Genomic DNA, 16,808 nt, shown 5'->3' with positions numbered 1-16,808 from the left:
ACCCAWCGACGAAAAGCAATATGAAATCAGAGAGTTATTCAGTGCCCGAGGAGCTCTTATCAAGGATCGCACCCGATTGATAAATCGTCTGCAAACACAAACTCTTGCTCTCGTCAGGCGGCAAACCAAAGCACGGATAGAACAGCTAACGCGTCAGCTGAAGGCATTACAACAAGACATTAACGTAAGGCTGCAAGACTGCCCCAGCCGCGCCCGGGCCAACGCAATTTTACGATCAATCCCGGGCATAGGCGAAGTGGCCGCAGCAACCATTCTGATTGAGATGCCTGAGGTCGGTACTCTTGATAAGAAGAAAGCTGCAAGCCTGACCGGGCTGGCTCCGATGACCCAACAGTCGGGAAAGTGGCGTGGCAAAGCCAGCATTCAAGGGGGCCGAAAGCAGTTGCGCGACGCGCTCTACATGCCTGCTCTCGTCGCTGTAAAACACAACCCCGATATGTGCAAAAAATACCAGAGAATGATCAAACAGGGAAAACCGCAAAAGGTCGCTCTCACAGCAATCATGCGGAAACTCATTGAGCTCGCCAACACATTGGTCAAAGCAGATCGAGAGTGGGTTCAAAACCACGCTTGACCAAGACGGATACTCGAAACTATGTTTCGTTAGGTGTCCGGGTCTACGCGCCCGCGCATCGCTTTGACTTCTCCGCGCACTTTTTTGGCTTTGAGCCTGCGCTTTTTTGACCCCAGTGTCGGGCGGGTCGCGATGCGCTTTTTGGGCGCGACCAGTGCTTTTTCGATCAGCTCTGCCAGCCTTTTGCGCGCTATGTCTCGGTTGCGGGCCTGAGATCTGGTTTCATCACATTGGATGATCAAAGCGCCTTCTTGTGTCCAGCGCCGCCCCGCCAAACGTTTGAGCCGGGTTTTGACAGGACCGGGCAAGGACGGCGAACGCGCCGCCTCAAATCGCAACTCGACTGCTGTGGCGACCTTGTTCACGTTCTGCCCACCGGGTCCTGAGGCGCGCACAAACTGCTCGCTCAATTCCCAGTCTTCAATCGTGATAGTATCATTGATCCGCAGCATGGTGCCTTGATACCGCCTGAGGCTGTATAGAAAAAGGGCCACCCTCGCAGGCGGCCCTTCTCGAAATGTTTCGGAGGTTGTGTCGGTTAGGTCAACCGACCAACTTGGCGGTTTGCGCCGCGCGGGGCTGCCCTAGCAGGCGACCTCCCAAGTTGTTCCGACACCTCTCTCCAATACCTTTCTTGACACTGGATCACCTCCTTTTCATTTGTTGAACTCACTCACAGTTTTGCACAGCCGTGAGATAAGTCAACGCATTTCGGCAGGTGCGACAACGCGTGCGGTGATCGCCCGAAAAGGTGCCAATGCAATAAGCGCGAGTGTGAGTTTGACCGCCCAGTCGGCGATGGCCAAGGACACCCAGAGTGGTGCTATTGGACCGAACCCGAGGATCGGCAATGCCTCACCCGCCCATGACACGTCATTGCCCGGTTCGATGAAGGCAAGACTTGCTGAGAAGGCGATTGTGAAGAAAAGCGCGGTGTCGACAGTGCTGCCGACCAGTGTGGAGACCAATGGCGCCTTCCACCACGCGCCATTGCGCAGAGCGGAAAAGATACCGACGTCCAGCAACTGGGCAGTCAAAAACGCAAGCCCCGAGCCGATTGCAATGCGGAAGGTTACGAGTGGCCCGAATTCGCCCATAATCTGGGTGCCGACCAGCGAACAGAATACGCCGACGATAAAGCCCACAAAGACGACTGTGCGCGCCGGACCCGCGCCATAGACGCGGTTCATGATGTCGGTCACCAGAAAAGCGAGCGGATAGGTGAACGCCCCCCAGGTCAGCCAGTTGCCGAACAGGTATTGGACGAGGATGTTGGAGGCCACCACGATGGCGGCCATGGCAATGATGCCGGGAAGATGTGCGCGTGTCATAATATATGCCCGTTTTTGCAAGGTTGCGGCGACTTGGTTCGGATCCGAACTTGGGCGTCTTAGTCGCAGGTGGCGCCGCCTGCAAGCGTTTCCGTCACGGCGTATTCCACCAGCTCGCTGGTCTGTACGGATAGAAAATTGTCATCCGAAACCATCGATAGACACGTCGCCCCGCTGCGTGACGTCCAGACTGAAAGTCCTTCGAGGTTGTCATGGGTGCCCAGTCTCGTCTCCAAAACTGTTTCTGCGGTTGGCTCTGGCACATCGAGTGTGAGGCGCCGAATGCGTGTTCGAAACCCTAGGGCGGAAAAGGCGCGTTCCAGAACGTATAGCTGTCCATCCGGGCCGACATCTGCCCCGGTGGGTTGGAAGCCGCCATCGCGAGGTAAATATGCGGCGATGTCCCAGGCCTCGTTTTTGTAGCGGTAGATTGGGAAGGCGCCTGAGCGTTTGGGCGGGTTTTCAGGCAGGGTCAGCAGTGCGCCATCTGGTGTGATGGCGAGCGCTTCCAGAGCGCCGTTCGATGGAAACGCCATGAAATCGCGCGGCGTGAACAAAACGTCGCCGTCCAATGTACTTATGCTTGCAGGGTCTTCATAGCTCAGGAAAGTTGTTTTGTTGTTGATGGCCAGCCCTTCGATGTCCCATGCCGGATAGGGCAATGTGACGGATTCGACGTTTTTGATGCGGCCCCCATCGTCTGTCCGCTCGATCGTGAAACGGTGCGCGGTTCCACGATCTGACAGCACAAAGGCGGCTTGACCGTCCTGCTCTACCTCGATCGCGGATACACCGCCCAGACCATCCAGCGGAATGGTCCGCAGAAAAGTAAGGGGGTCGGCCAGCGACGCGGAGGCAGAGAGGATCAGCGCGCCGCTAAGACGCCAGCGCATTGTTGTGGCAAGTCCGCGACACGCAATTCACGGCGCGGTTTTGGAGCAGGTGCATTCGGATCACGGGGCCGGGGCGCGGGCGGGTTGAGGATGTCATCTACCCATTTCTGTGCATCTGCACATCCATCTCCGCGTGGCGGTAGATCTTGATTAACGCACCCGCGCGCGCCACGTGGGCAAGCAAGGCGCACGTGGAAATGATAGTGATGCCCGTACCAAGGACGGATCTTGCGCAACCAGCGTCGGTCGCCCTTTGCGTCCTTGCACATCTGAACTTTGGCACCCGGAAATACGAAAATGCGGGCCGTACGCTTGTCTTTGGCCGCCGCCTTGATGATGCGGTGATGCGCGCGGCTCCAATTGTCATTCACGAATGCGCCGTTGGCTCGGCGCAGCGAGATGGAGGAAATGTTTTCGCGGGTGTTGCGGCTTAGGTTGAGTCGCGAGGCGGGTAGCATCCAGATATCGATATCCAAACCCAACTGGTGGCTACGGTGCCCTGACAACATCGGACCACCACGTGGTTGACTGATATCTCCGATATAGAGGCCTTTCCAACCGGGTTGTTTGGCGGCCACTTTTGACAGGTCTTTGACAAAATCAACTGCCTGTGGATGTCCCCAGTTGCGGTTGCGTGACAGACGCATTGCTTGCCATGTGGGGCCGGTTTCCGGCAGTTGTTCCGCCCCTGCGATACATCCTTTTGAATAACTGCCAAAAGGCGCGGACTTTTGAGCAGATGCGACGCGCTTGGCCCCAAATTCCTGCTTGGCCAGTGGCTGCGCCCCAGCGGGTACAGCCAACAGAAGTGCAAAGATCAGGGCGAGGGAATTTCGGATTTTGACCATGTAGCGTGGTCTCCTTCTGGATGCACATAGCGCAACAGGATCAGCCCGATGACGAACAGCGCTATAACCGGAATATACCCCAACTGAGCATTCCCTGTCAGCGTTGAAAAGAGCCCGATGAGAAACGGCGCCAAAAAAGCGGTCGCTTTGCCTGACAAGGCGAACAAACCGAACGCTTCAGTTGGACGTTCGGGATGGGTGTGACGTACCATCATCGACCGGGACGCAGAATAAATCGCGCCGCCAGCCCCGCCAATGGCCGCACCACAGACATAGAATACGATGTCAGGCAAAGCGGAGCCCTCAGGAATAGCGACAATGCCAAACAGGCTGGTTCGGTTCATGCCAACAATGACGACACAGACAGCAATCAGAATGTAGCAACACACTTTGATCACAGGCCGCGGGCCGATCCGGGAATCGAAAATGCCCCCAATCTGTGTGGCAACGGCCGCCGTTATGGCCCCAACGATCCCGAATACGCCAATTTGAATGATGCTCCACCCAAGCACCAGCGTCGCATAGACGCCGCCCGCCGAATAAAGCGCGTTAAGCGCATCGCGATAAAGCATCGAGGAGATGAGAAAATTGAGCAGAGATTTGCGTTTCACAGCACCAGATAGCGACTGTTTGAGATCACGCATCGCGTCCTTGACCCCACCTGTTCGGTTGGCTTGCCGGGGTTCACGCACCCACACAAAGAAAGGGATCATAAAGACAGCGAACCAGATGGCGATGAATGGTCCAACCGACCGGGTGCCTTCGCGTTCGCTGGCATCCAGACCAAACAGTGGATCAAGCCCAATCAGGGTTTTGCCGGTATCGTTTTCTGCCAACAGCAGCAGCATAATGAAAAGAGACAAAACTCCGCCCCAATACCCCAAGGCCGCGCCGTTTCCGGAAATCTTTCCTATCTCTTCTTTGTCCCCAAGAGAGGGGAGGATGGCGTTGACAAAGATCAGCAAAAATTCTGCAGCGATGAGCCCGACGTTGAAAGCGATGAGGATCAGTATCAGTGTTGAGGCATCAGGAAAGGCCCACCACAGTGCGCTGGTCATCACGATGTAAATGACGCTGAACGCCCAAACCCACGGCATGCGCCGACCCGTGCTGTCGGCATAGGCCCCGATCAACGGAGCCGTAAACGCAATAAAGAGGCCCGCAATGGTCTGACCCCAGAACCACAATGTCTGTGAAGCGGCGGCGGCCTCTCCCGCATCCTCCATCTGACCTGAGAAATAACCCATTGAAATGGCGGCAAAGTAGGGACCGAATACGAATGTGAGGCCAAGAGTATAAAAGGGCTGCGTGGCCCAATCAAAGGACATCCATCCCCAAATCCGTCTTTTCAGACTAATCTCCGCCATGCCCTGCTCCCCACATTCTTTTTTTGTGGTTTCACCAAAGCAGTCTGCATCCAGTGTGGCAAGGAAAGGTTGTTAGCAGTGTCGGTGGATCAACCAATCTTTGAGGCAAAGGTCGGCTGCAAATCGACGCGTTTTGCCCAACTCACGCCGCGGTGCGTAGCTGTGTTGCGGGTGTTTCCTGCATAGGCGGCCAAGGGCGCAAGGCCTCTGCCTTGATCCAGGCGGCAATCCAGTCCGGTGTTTCGGGCGACGGTTCGGTTTGACCCATGGCGTCTAGCACCCTTTTTGGCGAAACGATCCCATTCTTGTCGGTGACGGCCGCGCGATACAGAACGTGACTGGCGCATTCCCCATCCGTTTTCCACATCGACTGTTCAATGTAGACAAACTTGTCGTCCCAACACACTGCGCGGCTGCGGGTTTCGAACCGCTCAAACGCGCGCAAACGGCGGCGATAACGGACCGAGGATCCAGCCATCGTCAAACCCCATTTTTCCGTAGCGAGGGCGGTCATCAATCCTGCACGAACACCCATGCCAAGCCGCCCAAGATCATAGAGCGTTAAAGCACGTCCGTTATTCAACTCCAGAAACCCATCCAGATCCCACGGCCAAACCATGTGGTGCGTGATGTGCATATCTGCCAGCCCGATACTGGGTTGGCGGCGGGCGATCACCAGATCTTTGACAAGACGTACGAAAGGAAACATGGGCATTACTCCTTGCTGGCTTAGATGCGGTTTTGCCGCGAAACTTCAATAGGCTGGCCAAGTGACCTTGCGCCACTTCGTTTAGCGCCCTAGGTCTTGGAAAACGAAAAGGACGCCAAATATGCTGGCCATTTACCAAACGCTGCAACTGATCCTAAGCGTTGTTTACACGATCATGATCGTGCACATCATCATGAGCTGGTTGATCAGCTTTCAGGTGCTGAACCTGCACCAGCCGATCGTTGCGCAGATCTGGCAAGGGCTGAACAAGTTGCTGGAACCGATTTATCGCCCCATTCGGCGCATCATGCCCGACACACATCCGCTTGATCTGGCGCCGCTTGTGGCCTTTGTGGCGTTGATTGCATTCCGATCCTTTATCTTGCCTGCGATTTTCGGGCTCGCCTGACCTCAAGGCCTTGTTCACCGCCTGTTAAAATGTGAGTCTGTATCAAACGAGCAGAACACATAAAATTTGACAGGGTTTTGAGACATGGAGCTCTCCAATACGGGCGCTGCCACGCTGTTGCGGGACATCTTTGGGTTCGACGGATTCCGACCGGGTCAGGAAGAGATTGTGGATGCCGTCGTGGCGGGGGATAACACCCTTGCCATAATGCCCACTGGCGGCGGTAAATCTCTTTGTTTTCAGTTGCCTGCACTGATGCGGGATGGGGTGACCGTGGTCATCTCCCCGCTTATCGCCCTGATGCGGGATCAGGTGCGTAGCCTGCAAGAGGCAGGCGTTGCAGCAGGCGCCCTGACATCCGGCAATACCCCTGAAGAAACCGATGCCGTGTGGACGGCGCTCGAACGTGGTGAACTGAAACTACTGTATATGGCGCCGGAACGGCTCGGCGCAGGGTCGGCGATTGGGATGTTGCGCCGAATTGGTGTGTCTTTGATCGCCGTGGACGAGGCGCATTGTGTGAGCCAATGGGGTCACGATTTTCGTCCCGATTACCTGCGAATTGGCGAATTGCGGCGAGCGCTTGATGTGCCTTTGGCCGCATTCACGGCGACAGCAGACGCTGAAACCCAAGCCGAGATCGTACAAAAGCTGTTTGACGGCACGCCTCCGCGCGCATTCCTGCGCGGCTTTGACCGGCCCAACATCCACCTTGCGTTCGCAGCCAAGAACGGCCCGCGCGCGCAGATTTTGAACTTTGCTGCTGCACGCAAAGGACAATCCGGCATCGTTTATTGCGGCACACGGGCCAAGACCGAGACGCTAGCCCAAGCTCTGCGTGAAGCAGGTCACACGGCCATCCACTATCATGGTGGCATGGAGGCCGAGGACCGGCGCATAGCAGAGCGTCGCTTTCAGCAAGAGGACGGGTTGATCGTCGCCGCTACGGTTGCCTTTGGCATGGGCGTGGACAAACCGGATATCCGTTGGGTGGCCCACGCGGATCTGCCTAAGAGTATCGAGGCCTACTATCAGGAAATTGGGCGCGCTGGGCGCGACGGAGCCCCCGCGGAAACCCTCACTCTGTTTGGGCCCGAAGACATCAAGCTGCGGCGCAGCCAAATCGACGAAGGATTGGCCCCACCAGAAAGGCGCATGGCGGATCATGCTCGGTTGAACGCACTTTTGGGGTTGGCTGAGGCTTTGGAATGCCGTCGCAAAACTCTTTTGGGGTATTTTGGCGAAACGGATGTGCAGTGCGGCACCTGCGATCTGTGCGACCAACCCGCCGACGTGTTTGACGGGACCACGGCAGTTCGCAAGGCTCTGTCCGCTATGCTCCGCACGGACGAATGGTTTGGTGCCGGGCACCTGATCGATATTCTACTGGGTGCCAAGACGGAAAAAATAATGCAACGCGGGCATGACAAACTGCCGACCTACGGTGTTGGCAAGGAATATTCGAAAGGGCAGTGGCAGGCCGTGTTTCGTCAGATGATGGGGCACGATCTGGTGCGCCCAGACCCGGATCGATATGGCGCGCTTCGCATGACAGACGCGGCGCTGCCTATCCTGAGAGACGAGGCCAAGATTTCGCTGCGACGCGATACGATTGCAGCGGCCGTAAATCGACGCCCGGCTGTGAAGGAAATGGTCTCGGAAGAAAACGCACCGTTACTCAGCGCTCTTAAGGCGAAACGGCGTGGTTTGGCCGAGGCAGCGCGGGTGCCAGCTTATGTGATTTTCCCTGACAGGACCCTGATCGAAATGGCCGAGAAACGGCCCAATAACCTTGATCAGATGGCGCAGGTCAGTGGTGTGGGTGCCAAAAAGCTTGAAAAATTTGGTAACGCGTTCCTTGAGGTGATCAATGGTGAGGCAGCGGCGCTGCATCCTACACGACGAAAACTTGCTGGAAAGGATGCCGGTGCAATTTATGACCAACTGCTTGCTGTGCAGGCAGAATTGGCGCGTGGCACGGACGGGACAGACAAACCGCTGAGCTGCTCGGCGTCTCAATTGGCGAAAGTTGCGCAATTGCGCGTTGGAGATGATGCGGCGATTGAGCGCGTGCTTGGTGATCGCAAAGCCGAGCGATTTGGTCCGGCTTTTCTGGACGTGTTGCGTGACGCAAGCTAGATCAGCACCAAACGGAATGGGAGTGGTGATATGCTGGTGGTAATTTCCCCCGCCAAGCGGTTGGATTGGGCAGAGCAGCAAGTGCAATCAACCGCACCTGCGATGCAGGAAGACGCAGTGCGTCTGGCCCGTACCGCGCGGAACCTTACATTGGGCAAATTGAAAGGGCTGATGGATCTGAGCGACGATCTGGCTCGGTTGAACCGCGACCGGTTTGCTGCGTTTGAAGAAGTGCCTGATGTCGAAACGACCCGCCCTGCGATGTTTGCCTTTGCGGGCGATACATATCAGGGCCTGGAAGCCGGAACGCTGACAGACGATCAAGTGGCCTACGCTCAGGATCATCTGCGGATTTTGTCGGGTTTGTACGGCCTGCTGCGCCCGCTTGATGCGATCCAGCCGTACCGATTGGAAATGGGAAGCAAGCTCAAGACGCGGCGTGGGACGTCGCTTTATGATTATTGGCGGGGTGAAATTGCCAAAGCGATCAATCTGCAGGCTGACGCCGTCGGAACAGATATGCTCGTGAATTGCGCTAGTCAGGAGTACTTTGGTGCCGTTCCGCTCAAGACGCTTAAGCCGCAAGTGATCACGCCGGTGTTCATGGAAGACAAAGGGGCGGGGCCCAAGATTGTAAGTTTCTTTGCAAAACGGGCTCGCGGCGCAATGGCGCGGCATGTGGTGCAAAACGAGGTGCGTGATCTAGATGGATTGCGCGCCTTTGAGACGGACGGATATCGGTACCAACCGAAGGCCTCTGACGATCAGCGGTTGGTGTTTGTCCGTCCTTACCCCGCTTGAAGCTCAGCAACGTTCTCTTCCAGCAACGGGTGGCAGGCCTCCGCCGGACATAGTTCCCTGAGTTTGGAGTGTATCTCTGGCTTGCGCAGAGGTTTGGTCAAGTAATGGTCAATGCCGCTTGCTAGAATGCCCTGATCATCACCGTCCATCGCGTGTGCAGTCAAAGCGACGATGGGGATATGCCCACCTGTCTCTTTTTCGATCTCGCGTATTTTGGTAGCCGCCTCTTTCCCATCCATTTTGGGCATCGAGATGTCCATGAAAATCATGTCGGGTTTGAAGCTTTGGAACAGCTCGACCACTTCTACTCCGTTGCCTGCAAACTTGAGATCGATGTCGGCATCCTTGACCATCTTTCGGAAAACAAGCTGATTGGTTTTGTTGTCCTCAGCAGCCAGAACCCGCATTTTGCGTGCTTCCGGGGCTGATGTGGGCGTGGCGCTTTTCTGGTTTCCCAACAATGGGCCTACAGATTGCAGATGGGAAAAAAGGTCTGCGCGCGGCAAGGGTTTTTGCAGGATCGCGTGCACATGCTTTGCACCGGGGTCGTTTGCGGCATAGGTTGTATTGGAACTGAGCAGGATGATCGGCACCTCAGAGCCCGTGGCACGGATGGCTTCTGCCAACTCGAGCCCGTCCATTCCGGGCATGTTGTGATCGGTCAACACCAGATCTATTTGGTCGAGTTGCTCCAACGCTTCCTTGGCATTGGCGCATGTGACAACGCCCATCCCAATCTGTTCCAATTGTCTTTGTAAGATTGTGCGGTTCGCCTCGATGTCATCGACCACCAACATGCGCCGCAACCCTTCCGGCACGGGCGGATGGGCGGGCAGTTCAGTTGTGCCCAACTCAAAAGGTACCATAAAGCCAAAGCATGACCCGATGCCATCCTCACTTGTGACCCACATCTCACCACGCATCAGGTCGACGAGGCGTTTAGAGATGGCAAGACCCAGCCCAGTACCATCAAACTGGCGATTGCGTTCGTTTTCGACCTGATTGAACTCGCCAAAGATGTGGTTGATCTTGCCATCTGGGATGCCAATCCCTGTGTCTTCGATGGCAATGTTGACGACCGCCTGGCCATTTTCGAGATCGGGAACACCCGTGACCCGCACAAGCACATGTCCCTTGGACGTGAATTTGACCGCATTGCCTATCAGGTTGGTCAACACTTGGCGTATGCGCCCCGGATCGCCGACATAAACAGTAGGCAAGAAGAGGTCGAAATCCACCAGCAAAGTCAGGTTCTTTTCCCGGGTCGAGGGTTGCAGAAGCATGATCACATCATGAATGCACCGTTCCAGATCGAAAGGCTCAGGGTGTAACTGCAGCTTCTGCGCTTCGATCTTGGAATAGTCGAGGACGTCGTTGATGATCACGAGCAAGGCTTCGCCGGATTTCTTAATTGTTTCGACATAGAGCTGTTGTTCTTCACTCAACCCGGTGTCGCATAGCAGTTCGGCCATGCCCACGACTCCATTCATGGGCGTGCGGATTTCGTGGCTCATGTTGGCCAGAAACGTAGATTTGGCGCGACTGGCGGCCTCAGCTTCGGCTTGGGCGGATTTTAGTTGTTTTTCGTATTGAACGGCTTCGGTGATGTTCAGGCCAAGCGAGACGATGTCGCCGCCATGTCCGCGTCGATCGACGAGTTTGATATATTGGTTGTTCCAAAGGCGGACGGTGATCGGCTCTGGCTGGGGCTGCAGCCACCGTTCCGTCATCAATTCGCGCCATGCCTCAGGGGTCAATTTTCCGGTGTCTATGATTCCTTCATCTGTCAACGACTGCAGGATAGTGACGTAGTGCACACCCGGTCGGATCACCTCGAGACCATCAAACGCCGCTAGGTAACTGCTGTTGGCGGCAATCATTCGATTGTCGGAATTAAAAAACGCAAAGCCGTCTGTGATTGTCTGAACCGAATGCCACAAGCGCCGTTCAGCGATTTCGACTTTTTGCTTGGCTTGCCCGAGTTCGGATTTGACCCGCTCGTTTTCGGTTTTGAAATTCGCCACTTCGGCCCGTGTTTCCACGATTTCGCCCTGCAATGCCGCTGCATGGCGCCCAAGCTTGCGATTGGCGGCAGACAATTCTGCTTCCTTGAGCTCCAAAAGTCGTTCAGCCGCTAGTCGACCACGCCGTTCCAGGGCCAGCTTGTTTGCCAGGCTCATTTCGTTGCTCCGCCAAAAACCACGTGGTTCCCCTATGTCACGGTCAGGGTGAAGATCGACTTAACCCGCGGTCGTCGAAACATTTGCATGCTGCGCCTCGGGCGTGGCAGGTTGGGGATGTCTTGCGTTCCTATTGCTCCGGAGATTTGGCATGCGTTTTTTTGGTCTGATTTGCCTTGTTCTTGTCTGGAGCAGCACCGCCTTTGCCCAAGCAGTGATCCCGGATCAACGTTATGTTTTAACGCAAGACATGGACTTCTTCGGAGCCGATCGCACCGCTCTGTTCGATACCACATTCCCAGCATGCCAGCGTGCATGCAGCGCGGATTCGCAATGTGTCGCCTTTACCTTCAACAGCCGGTCAAACGCCTGTTTTCCAAAATCCGCGATCTCGGATCAACAACCCTATGCCGGCGCAGTTTCGGCGACCCGTTTGTCCACCGATCCTGGGTTGAAACAGGCTGCTATCGCCCGCGCGGCGACACTTGGTGCATCAGACCAGGACAGTGCAGCGGCCCTTGAACTTGCCCAAGCTGTTGGGGCCCGCCATCCGGTCAATGGCCAGACAGTTGAGGCGTTGCTGGCCGCATCCCGCGCGTCGTGGGATCGTGGGGATCGCGTTGGCGCACTGAACTGGACAGGCGCGGCCATTGCATTGAGTGACGCGCCTGATCTGTGGTCACGCTATGCCTACATTGCCCTTCGCCTTGGAGATCAGACGCCGAACCGTGTGCGCAATCAGGGCCGTCGTGATGCAGTGCCCGCTGCGCTCAACGCCTTTCTGCGCAGCGCAAGTCCGGGCGGGCAGGCCAGTGCGTTGCAAGGTCTGGCTGAAGCTCTTGATGCCAATGGGCGAGGGCGGGACATGATCCCGGCGCTGCGTCTTGCTCAGTCTTTGCAACCGCGTGACGATATTGCTGCTGCACTCGATGATGCAGTCGCCAAGTACGGGTTCCGGGTTATTGATACACGGGTTGAAAGTGATGCCGCCCAACCTCGGATTTGTGCGACATTTTCGGAACCGCTGGTGCAAGCAGGCGTGGATTACGACCCCTTTGTGCGCAGCCAAGTACAGGGTTTGGTCCCCCAAGTCAGTGACCGCGAATTGTGTCTGGACGGCGCCACACATGGTGAACGGTATCAATTGACCCTTCGTTCGGGTCTGCCGAGCGCGAACGGAGAGGTGCTGCACAAGGACGTTCCTCTGACTCTGTATGTTCGGGATCGCGCACCGGCAATCCGCTTTGCGGGCCGTGCCTATGTGCTGCCGCGCAATGCTGGTGCCAGCGTGCCAATCGAGACCGTGAACCTCGAAACTGTCGATTTGGTTCTTTCGAGGGTCAGTGATCGAAATCTCGTCCAGTCACTCAAGGCCGACTTCTTTGGACGCCCCTTGTCGCGATGGCAGCAGGATCAGTTTGACCAAGAGATCGCACAAGAAGTTTGGCGCGGGACAGGTCAAGTTGAGAGCGTGTTAAACCAAGAGGTGCAGACGCGACTGCCTCTTGGCGATGTGCTCAAGGATCAACCGACGGGTATCTATGTGCTCAGTGCGCGTATACCGGGCAGTGACGTTTACGAAGTTCTCACAGCGTCGCAGTGGTTTGTTCTGTCTGATCTTGGGGTCAGCACATGGCAGGGGAATGATGGTCTGACAGCGGCCGTCCGAGCCCTCAGCGATACCGGGGCAATAGCAGGGGCCGACGTAAAACTGATTTCGAATGCCAATGCGGTGCTCGGCAGCGCCGTGACGGATGCAGACGGCTTTGCCAGTTTCGCACCCGGTCTCACCCGAGGGCGCGGCGCGGCGGCCCCTGCGTTACTACAGGTCGAGACAGGCGATGATTTCGTTTTTCTGCCTTTGACCGATCCTGCCTTCGATTTGTCTGATCGCGGGGTTGAGGGGCGTCCGCCCGCGCCACCAATTGATCTCTTTTTGACCACCGATCGTGGCGCCTACCGCCCCGGAGCCACGATCTATGCGACGGCTCTTGCTCGCGACGTGCGGGTGCAAGCAATTGAGGGCCTGCCAGTGACGGCGATCCTGAGCCGTCCGGACGGGGTTGAGTACACGCGTGTCGTCAGTGGGGCGGGACAGGCAGGGGGGCATGTGCTGGCTTTGCCGCTTGCCGCGAGCGCACCGCGCGGCACGTGGCGCATCGCAGTGATGGGCGATCTGGACGCCCCTCCATTGGCAACCACAACCGTGCTGGTGGAGGATTTCATACCTGATCGCATCGCCGTCACGTTGAACATGGATGAAGGCGCGATTGACCCGGTTGCTCTGCCGCGTTTGCAGGTCGATGCGCAATACCTTTTTGGCGCGCCCGGCGCTGATCTGGCGATCGAGGGTGATATCCGCCTGCGACGGAGAGACAGCGTTGAAGGATGGCCCGGGTATCTGTTCGGTCGCTTTGATGCTCAGTTCTCTGGTCAAAGCCAGTACTTTGACGGCGGTCGCACAGACGAGGATGGCGCGGCGCGCGTGCAATTTGAGTTGCCGGATGTGGAGGCGGAAGGAGTCTTGCTTGAGGCCGTCGCAACAGTGCGGGTTTCGGACAATGGCGGGCGCCCTGTTGAACAAGCCTTAACGCGCCCAGTTGCCTCAAATGGCCCAGTGATTGGCATTCGTCCGGGGTTTGACGATGTTTTGCCAGAAGGAGGCACAGCAATCTTCGATCTGGTGGCCGTTGGCGCGGATAATCTGCCAGTCCAGTGGACGGTGAACAAGATCGAAACTCGATACCAGTGGTATCAGCTTTACGGAAACTGGAACTGGGAACCGGTAACCAGACGCATCCGTGTGGCGCGTGGAGAGCTTGAACTGAATGCGACTCCACAAGGGCTACAAGTTGCGACCGAATGGGGGGATTACGAACTGGTCGTCGAGGCGCAGGGTGGCGCATTCAGCGCTAGTTCCGTTAGTTTTTCGTCAGGCTGGTATGGTGGTGTAGACAGCAGCGCGACGCCTGATCGCCTTGCCCTTTCATTGGACGCAACCTCCTACAGCGTCGGAGAGGTCGCACAGTTGCGATTGGTCGCTCCATTTGATGGCACGGCGTTGGTCTCTGTGCTCTCAAGCGGTGTGATCTCCCGTCAGGCGGTGCCTGTTACCGAGGGAGAGTTCGTTCTTCCGCTTTCTGTCACTGAAGCATGGGGTACGGGAGCGTATGTCGCCGCATCTATCCTGCGTAATGGTACCCAAACGCGTGGGCCATCGCGTGTTCTGGGTGTTGCCCACGCGCAGGTCGACCCCGGCGACCAAGCGTTGAAGGTCCGCATTGACGCACCCGAAGCAGTCAATGGTCAGGTGGGTAAGACCAATGTGACTGTCCGGGTCGACGGCCTCAACGGTGCGACGGGCTTTGTCACTTTGGCGGCCGTTGATGTGGGCATCCTGAACCTTACGCGTTTTGACGCCCCGGACCCGCAAGGGCACTACTTCGGGCAACGAAGACTTGGGGTCGAGTTGCGCGATTTGTACGGGCGGCTGATTGATACAAGCACCGGGGCCATGGGCAGCGTCCGTTCGGGCGGGGATGCAAATCGCGGTATGGAGCGCGCCGGGCCGCCACCGACCGAAGCGGTCATGGCTGTGTTTTCCGGACCGGTCGCACTGAACGCTGACGGCAGCGCCACCATCTCCGTGCAGCGGCCAAACTTCAACGGAACGGTTCGCTTGATGGCGGTGGCCTGGTCCGACACTGGTGTCGGTCAGGCGTCAACGGACATGCTTGCGCGCGATCCGGTTGTGATTTCAGCGGCACTCCCGCGCTTTCTTGCGCCCGGAGATAGGAGCCGTGTGATGCTCGATTTTGTCCATGCGGCGGGCGCATCGGGACCAATGGCGCTGTCGGTCAAATCTTCGGGTCTGGATTTGGGGCCGCCGCCTGCGCAGATTGATATTGGTGATGGGGCAACCGTCCGAGTGGCCCTTCCTGTCTCTGCGTTGGGCACCGGTGATCACAGGATTGAGGTTGCATTGACAACACCGGACGGAACGGTCCTGACCAAGAATCTCAATCTTGGTGTGCGGGCGAATGATCCGCTGATTGCAACAACCCGTCGTTTTGCCCTTGGCGCGGGTGAAGTGCTGACCTTCGATGACAACGTATTCGCCAACTTCCGCAGTGACACTGCCAGTGCGACACTCGCAGCCGGTCCGCTTGCCCGCTTTGACATGCCGGGCCTGTTGCGGCAGCTGGACCGCTACCCTTACGGCTGCACTGAACAGGTCACGTCCGCTGCTTTGCCCCTGCTCTATCTGCCGCAAACGGCAAGTGCTGCGGGCATTGAGGGGGTCAGGGGACGGGTTGAAAGCGCCATCACGCAGGTGCTGACACGTCAAACAAGCAACGGTGCCTTTGGTCTATGGCAGGCGCGGTCCGGTGACTTCTGGCTTGATGCGTATGTCACTGATTTCCTCACGCGCGCGCAGGTGCAAGGATACGAGGTTCCAGATGCTGCCGTACGCATCGCGCTGGATAACCTGCGCAATCGTATCAACTATGCGCCTGATTTTGACACAGGAGGCGAAGATATCGCCTATGCGCTTTTGGTGCTGGCGCGTGCTGGTGCAGCTTCAATCGGTGATCTTCGTTACTATGCTGACACCAAGGCAGAAGCCTTTTCGACCCCTCTTGCGCGCGGTCAATTGGGGGCGGCTTTGGCAAGCTACGGAGAGCAGTCCCGCGCCGACCGGATGTTCCAACTTGCTCAAGATTTGGCGCAGCGGACAAGTGACCAGACACCCGGGTGGCGCGATGACTACGGCACGGCGCTGCGGGATGCAGCAGGTCTTCTGCATCTGGCAGTTGAGGCAGGCAGTACAGCGGTTAACCAGACCCAACTCGCTGCTGGACTGACAGCGAGTCAGGGGCGGTATTCGACCCAAGAGGCGGCGCAAATTTTGATGGCGTCTCAGGCCTTGCGGGGCGGATCTGGGGTCGCGGTGCTCAGCGTCGATGACGCGCCTGTTGCAGGACCATTGGTGCAGACCCGTAGTGTCGGTGAAGCGCCATCTGCGATCCGCAATATTTCGGGCGTCGCGCAGGATGTGACCCTGACCACCTACGGCGTCCCGCTAACACCACCGGAGGCGGGCGGATATGGCTATGCGATCACCCGTAGCGAGTACGATATGGAGGGCACGTTGGTCAGTGGACCATGGCGCGTCGGCGAACGGCGCGTGATTGTTCTGCGCGTCGTTCCGTTTGAGCCCGTCGGTGCGCGGTTGATGGTTGATGATCCTCTGCCCGCTGGAATCGAGATCGACAATCCAAATCTGCTGCGGTCCGGGGATGTGCGTGGGCTAGATTGGCTGACACCGGCCGATGCTCAACACGCCGAATTTCGCAGTGTCCGGTTCTTGGCCGCAGTGGATCACCGCGGTGAAGAAGCGTTTGAACTGGCCTATATCGCCCGTGCCGTCAGCCCCGGCGATTTTCACCATCCCGCGGCCTCTGTCGAGGATATGTACCGGGCTGAGTACCGCGCCGTGACAGACACAGGTCGCACAGTGGTGACAGAGTGAGGC

At 57.2% G+C, this 16,808-nt stretch carries 12 protein-coding genes; 5 read left to right on the top strand and 7 right to left on the bottom strand.

What is annotated here, in order from left to right:
- On the top strand, positions 1 to 595 hold a 595-nt coding region (locus DHN60_RS16365), incomplete at its 5' end, for a transposase (RefSeq protein WP_159089243.1).
- Positions 596 to 624: 29 nt separating this feature from the next.
- Here DHN60_RS16365 and arfB read toward each other — a convergent pair.
- The 6 genes from arfB to DHN60_RS16335 form a co-directional block, all read right to left on the bottom strand.
- The gene (gene arfB, locus DHN60_RS16360) at positions 625 to 1,047 is read right to left on the bottom strand and encodes an alternative ribosome rescue aminoacyl-tRNA hydrolase ArfB (protein WP_108838401.1); all 423 of its coding nucleotides are present in this window, start codon (positions 1,045 to 1,047) and stop codon (positions 625 to 627) included.
- 249 nt (positions 1,048 to 1,296) lie between these two features.
- On the bottom strand, positions 1,297 to 1,926 hold the full coding sequence (locus tag DHN60_RS16355; RefSeq protein ID WP_108838400.1) for a queuosine precursor transporter: 630 nt from the start codon (positions 1,924 to 1,926) through the stop codon (positions 1,297 to 1,299).
- Positions 1,927 to 1,985: 59 nt separating this feature from the next.
- Positions 1,986 to 2,819, bottom strand: coding sequence for an esterase-like activity of phytase family protein (locus DHN60_RS16350; protein ID WP_108838399.1), 834 nt, complete (start codon positions 2,817 to 2,819; stop codon positions 1,986 to 1,988).
- Positions 2,792 to 3,667, bottom strand: coding sequence for a penicillin-insensitive murein endopeptidase (gene mepA, locus DHN60_RS16345; protein ID WP_108838409.1), 876 nt, complete (start codon positions 3,665 to 3,667; stop codon positions 2,792 to 2,794). Before mepA ends, DHN60_RS16350 begins: the two co-directional genes overlap by 28 nt.
- Positions 3,637 to 5,034, bottom strand: coding sequence for an MFS transporter (locus DHN60_RS16340; protein WP_108838398.1), 1,398 nt, complete (start codon positions 5,032 to 5,034; stop codon positions 3,637 to 3,639). The genes mepA and DHN60_RS16340 overlap by 31 nt, the downstream gene beginning before the upstream one ends.
- Before the next feature lie 142 nt (positions 5,035 to 5,176).
- Positions 5,177 to 5,743 carry an acyl-CoA thioesterase gene (locus DHN60_RS16335; RefSeq protein WP_108838408.1) on the bottom strand — a complete coding sequence of 189 codons (567 nt, stop codon included), beginning with the start codon at positions 5,741 to 5,743 and terminating at the stop codon, positions 5,177 to 5,179.
- Between the two features lie 121 nt (positions 5,744 to 5,864).
- Between DHN60_RS16335 and DHN60_RS16330 the strand changes: the two genes are divergently transcribed.
- The 3 genes from DHN60_RS16330 (at position 5,865) to yaaA (ending at position 9,092) form a co-directional block, all read left to right on the top strand.
- Positions 5,865 to 6,152 (top strand): YggT family protein, encoded by a 288-nt coding sequence (locus DHN60_RS16330; RefSeq protein WP_108838397.1) that lies wholly within the window; start codon positions 5,865 to 5,867, stop codon positions 6,150 to 6,152.
- 84 nt (positions 6,153 to 6,236) lie between these two features.
- Positions 6,237 to 8,291 (top strand): DNA helicase RecQ, encoded by a 2,055-nt coding sequence (gene recQ, locus DHN60_RS16325; protein WP_108838396.1) that lies wholly within the window; start codon positions 6,237 to 6,239, stop codon positions 8,289 to 8,291.
- 30 nt (positions 8,292 to 8,321) lie between these two features.
- A complete protein-coding gene (gene yaaA / locus DHN60_RS16320; RefSeq protein ID WP_108838395.1) occupies positions 8,322 to 9,092 on the top strand; it encodes a peroxide stress protein YaaA in 771 nt (256 codons plus the stop codon).
- On the opposite strand, the gene DHN60_RS16315 is transcribed toward yaaA, so the two are convergent.
- Complete coding sequence (locus DHN60_RS16315; RefSeq protein ID WP_108838394.1) at positions 9,080 to 11,272, bottom strand: response regulator; 2,193 nt, start codon at positions 11,270 to 11,272, stop codon at positions 9,080 to 9,082. The two genes, yaaA and DHN60_RS16315, sit on opposite strands and share 13 nt — an antisense overlap.
- A 151-nt stretch (positions 11,273 to 11,423) precedes the next feature.
- Between DHN60_RS16315 and DHN60_RS16310 the strand changes: the two genes are divergently transcribed.
- A complete protein-coding gene (locus tag DHN60_RS16310; RefSeq protein WP_108838393.1) occupies positions 11,424 to 16,805 on the top strand; it encodes an alpha-2-macroglobulin family protein in 5,382 nt (1,793 codons plus the stop codon).
- Positions 16,806 to 16,808 lie beyond the last annotated feature (3 nt).

Source organism: Tateyamaria sp. Alg231-49 (genome assembly GCF_900143535.1).
Classification (GTDB): domain Bacteria; phylum Pseudomonadota; class Alphaproteobacteria; order Rhodobacterales; family Rhodobacteraceae; genus Tateyamaria.
The sequence above is the reverse complement of the archived record's forward strand: the minus strand, read 5'-3'. Positions and strand labels throughout refer to the sequence as shown.